Source organism: Campylobacter showae CC57C, from assembly GCF_000344295.2.
Classification (GTDB): Bacteria; Campylobacterota; Campylobacteria; order Campylobacterales; family Campylobacteraceae; genus Campylobacter_A; species Campylobacter_A showae_B.
The window spans coordinates 1-4,411 of the sequence record NZ_AOTD01000117.1; the positions used below are offsets into that span (position 1 = coordinate 1).

The following is a 4,411-nucleotide window of genomic DNA, read 5'->3' on the forward strand; positions in this document are numbered from 1 at the left end:
TTTGAGCTCAAATTTGCCGTAAATTCGGCGTATAAATTTAAAAAGGTAAAAAATGATAACCGCAAAGGCTCTTTACGCATCCGCTCGCCTTAGATCGCTGCCGCTTAGCGTCTCAGGCGTACTGCTCGGCAGCGGCGCAGCATACGGTGCGGGCGCGTTTAGGGCGGATATTTTTGCGCTGGCGCTACTTACGACGCTTCTGTTTCAGGTACTCAGCGACTACGCCAACGACTACGGCGACGCAGTAAAAGGCACCGACGACGAGGGCAGACTGGGGCCGCGCCGCGCGATCCAAACTGGGCAGATGAGCGCGACCGAGATGAAACGCGTCATCGTAGTTACGGCGCTGCTTTCGGCGCTTTGTAGCCTCGCGCTAAGCGTTTTGGCATTCGGCGAACGGTTTTATCTCGTGCTGCTATTTTTGGCGCTAGGCGGCGCGTCGATATACGCGGCGATCCGCTACACCGTGGGAGCCGGCGCATACGGCTACAAGGGGCTCGGCGACGTTTTCGTGTTTTTGTTTTTTGGCCTTTTGAGCGTGCTGGGCTCATACTTTTTATACGCGCGTTCGCTCGATGCGGCGCTGCTGTTACCTGCGTGCTCGTGCGGGATGCTAAGCACGGCGGTGTTAAATTTAAATAATATGCGCGATATCCGAAACGACGCGCTCAAAGGCAAGCGCACGATTCCCGTACAGATCGGGCTGCGCGCGGCCAAGCTCTATCACTATGTGCTAATCGCCGGCGGAGCAGGATTGATGCTTTGCTATTCGCTTTTGCGCGGAGATTCGGGCATAAAATTACTCTATATAGCGAGCTTCGTGCCGCTTATTTGGCATCTCTTTTTCATCTTAAAAGTGCAGGAGTGTCGCGACTTCGACGGGCAGCTAAAGGTCGTCGCGCTCTGCACGTTTGCGATGTCGGTGCTGTTTTTCGTCGGGGAAATTTTAGGCTAAATTTAGCCTGATTATTGTTCCGTGCCATTGCGGGCGCCGAATAAGTAATTCAAATTTTTCTCAAAATGTTGCGAAAAAGTTATATATTTACTTTTTTAAAATACACTTTCAAACCTAAATCACAAGGAGAAAAAATGAAAAAACTCATCAAATTTTCGCTAGTCGCAGCGCTAGCAGCGAGCTTCGCAAACGCCGCAGTATACGAGATCGACCCGGCACACAGCAGCGTCGGCTTTAAGATCAAGCACCTAAGCATCTCAAAAGTAAGCGGGAATTTCGGCAAATTTGACGCTGTGATCGACTACGACAAGGACGCCAAAGAGCTAAAAGCGCTCGAGGCTACCATCGAGACTGCCTCGGTAAATACGCAAAACGACAAGCGAGACGAGCACCTACGAAGTGCGGATTTTTTCAACGCGGCCAAATTTGACAAAATCACCTACAAAATGGTCAAATTTGAAAAAGAAAACGACACGGAAGGCAAGGTCGTGGGCACGCTCACGATGCACGGCGTTACTAAGCCCGTGGTGCTAAAATTCGAGCTTGGCGGCTTTACTGCGGATAAAAACGGCAAGGAAAAAATCGGCTTTAGCCTAGAGGGCGAAACTAAGCGCAAGCTCTTTGAGATCGGGCTAGACACCTCAGAGATCACGCTATCGGACAAAGTCGAGCTAGAGATCGAGATCGAGGCGAAGGAAAAATAAGTCTAGTTAAAGCTCGTTTTCTGGCTTTTTAACTTTTTTGGCTTTTACCACATGTCATTAAATTTACTACGCCAAAGCAGCAGCGTTTAGGTTTGATCCGGGAGTAGGTTTTTGTGTTCGCCAAAAAAAGAATATAAATTCATACTCTTTTTTGGCAGTATAGATTAGTATAATATTAAAAAAGCGTAAAACAATATCATGAAAGCTATTATAGCGTATTTTTATTTTATCCCTATGTTCACAAGTGTATTACATCTCATATGGCTGGTCATCTTGTGCTTGTTCATCTGGGCTAAGGAAAAAGTAACCGTAAGCACCGGAGCACATTTCATCGCGTGCAGCGGTTAGGTCAAATGTAATGTCCTTAGAATAAAATATAATAGTGCTATAAAAAACAAAAGTGTAATAAATTATAAAAGGTAAAGATTTAATCTCCATATTTTTTACAAAAAAATGCTCAAACATATAGCAAAATATAAGTGAGGTTATAATAGTTGTTATAATGATTTTAGTAGCCTTAAGTCTTTTTATGCTAAATTTATGAATTGCCAAAATAAATAAAGACATTATCACTAGATTTAAGGTAAAAGAGGTAAGATATGTGGCAGCAGATGCGCTTATGGCCATTGTTGTCATATAAAAGTTTTTTATGAACTGAAAACAATCATAAAACATAGAAACCTCCTTAAATGCTAGCATAAATTATATATTTACTTCGTTTGTCAGTCTACACCAATGTCGCACGGTATCATAAAGTCGGTATACAAATTTGGTTCTTTTGGAGATATGGCAGAGGCTGCTCCCACAAGAACTGTTGATGTCCAAAAAAGAAGTGTGTAATTTCCAGCTGACGGCAATGTTAAGATGCCCTCGTTGTTAGCTGCAAAGGTAGCCCAAACGTATGATGTTGTACCTATATAAAAAAGAACCAACAAAACCGATTGTCTAAAAAGGATAGCCACCGGTAGAGCATGAATAGCCCCGATAAACATACAAGCATAAAAGGATGAAAAACCAACCTGCATTAAAAAGTGGTATATGTTATAGACTATTTCCGAATACATGGTTTTTGTCTCCTTACTTTTTAAAGTTAATATAGTATTTTTATGTTTAAAAGTGCATTAATCTATTTTTCAGCTACCTATTTTTATCTGCCTACAATAACAATTAAATTTTTACCTACTTTTACGTTAGTGCCACCAAGCACATAGCCTATAAATAAACATTTGACGCTGTTAGTATCATAATAATTACACTCACACCCCCTCGCCAACAGACAAAACATGATATTCCTTATATTAAGAATGTCAGCTGACCAGCAAACATTATGTATTTATTTAAAGTAATCCCATAGCACTAGTGAATTTGAATAGCCTAAAATCAGCTTGCTTTTGTTTAAATTCTGGATGAAAGAAAGCAAGCCGGCAAATAGATAAATTTGCCGACCCAGTCGCCGTATCAAAGCGTAAATTTACCCCTTACGCCCTAGCAAATATAGCCTCAATGCCTGTTCGGCGGTCATTTTGAGATTGCGCGTCGCGGTTTGCTTATCCATCGCTTCCTCTAGGCTCACAGGCTCGTTTAATACGCTAAAAAATGCGTCGATGCCGTTTTCGTTACAGCCGCCGGCGCACGGCGCCACGCTGCCTGCTAGCGCGATGATCGGCTTGCCGTATTTTTTGGCGATCTTGGCCACTCCGGTCGGGGTCTTGCCCATCGAGCTTTGAAAGTCCAGTCGTCCCTCGCCGGTGATGATTAGATCGGCGTTTTTCACGTCCTCTTCTAGGCGGATTTCCTCCATGATGATGTCGATGCCAGGCTTTAGTTTGGCGTTTAGGTAGCTAACAAACCCATACCCTAGCCCGCCTGCCGCGCCCGCGCCCTTAAAGTTCCAAAATTCGCTCGAAAAGTGCTCGCTCGTCGCGCTCGCAAAGCTAATGAGCCCTGCGTCTAGCTCCTTTACCATCTGTTCATCCGCGCCCTTTTGTGGTCCGTAAACGTATGCCGCGCCGTTTTTGCCAAACAGAGGATTATCCACGTCGCAAGCTACGAGGAATTCGCACTCTTGCAGCTCGGGTACTACGTTTTTGTTTGAGATTTTGGTGATTTTTATGAGGTTTTCGCCTTTGCCCTCGAGCAGCTCGCCGTTTTCGTCAAAAAACTCGTATCCAAGCGCGCTTAGCATGCCCGTGCCAGCGTCGTTCGTTGCGCTGCCGCCGATACCAACGATAAATTTACGCGCGCCCTTGCTAATAGCATGCAAAATCATCTGCCCAAAGCCGTAGGTGCTAGTTTTCATCGGGTTTCGGCGCTCTTTTTCCACCAGCATGAGTCCGCTAGAAGACGCCATCTCTAGGATGCCCAGCTCACCTGCGAGCGCGTATCTGGCGGGGATCTTTTCGCCGAGAGGATTTTGAACGATGACGTCGATAAACTCGCCCTCTAGCGCGTCCGCTAGCGCCACCACACTACCCTCGCCGCCGTCTGCGATGGGCTTAACCACCACCTCGTCGGTCTCGCCGGCTAGGGCTTCGATACCCTCTTTTACGGCGTTGCCGGCCTCGAGGGAGCTCAGAGAGCCTTTGAAAGAGTCGATTGCTATTAGTATTTTCATCTGTTTTCCTTTTTGGCAAGGCTTGTCTTTTGAGCGCTTTTTCAGTTGCGCTTCGCTCACTGCTTTGCAAGAAGCGGAGCTGGCTAAAATTTAGCTCGGCGGACTATTTTTGCTTCGTTGCACTCGCAACTGCAAGCA

The 4,411-nt window shown here is 45.7% G+C and carries 4 protein-coding genes; 2 read left to right on the forward strand and 2 right to left on the reverse strand.

Going from position 1 to position 4,411, the window contains the following annotated elements; genetic code table 11:
* Window positions 1–52 precede the first annotated feature (52 nt).
* Together menA and H740_RS04415 are read left to right on the forward strand one after the other, a co-directional pair.
* The gene (menA, locus tag H740_RS04410) at window positions 53–955 is read left to right on the forward strand and encodes a 1,4-dihydroxy-2-naphthoate octaprenyltransferase (protein ID WP_002951771.1); all 903 of its coding nucleotides are present in this window, start codon (window positions 53–55) and stop codon (window positions 953–955) included.
* A 134-nt stretch (window positions 956–1,089) separates the two neighbouring features.
* Window positions 1,090–1,659 (forward strand): YceI family protein, encoded by a 570-nt coding sequence (locus tag H740_RS04415; protein ID WP_002951772.1) that lies wholly within the window; start codon window positions 1,090–1,092, stop codon window positions 1,657–1,659.
* A gap of 249 nt (window positions 1,660–1,908) precedes the next feature.
* On the opposite strand, the gene H740_RS04420 is transcribed toward H740_RS04415, so the two are convergent.
* The gene (locus tag H740_RS04420) at window positions 1,909–2,334 is read right to left on the reverse strand and encodes a hypothetical protein (RefSeq protein WP_002951773.1); all 426 of its coding nucleotides are present in this window, start codon (window positions 2,332–2,334) and stop codon (window positions 1,909–1,911) included.
* Between the two features lie 796 nt (window positions 2,335–3,130).
* On the reverse strand, window positions 3,131–4,273 hold the full coding sequence (locus tag H740_RS04430; RefSeq protein ID WP_002951777.1) for a glycerate kinase family protein: 1,143 nt from the start codon (window positions 4,271–4,273) through the stop codon (window positions 3,131–3,133).
* Window positions 4,274–4,411 lie beyond the last annotated feature (138 nt).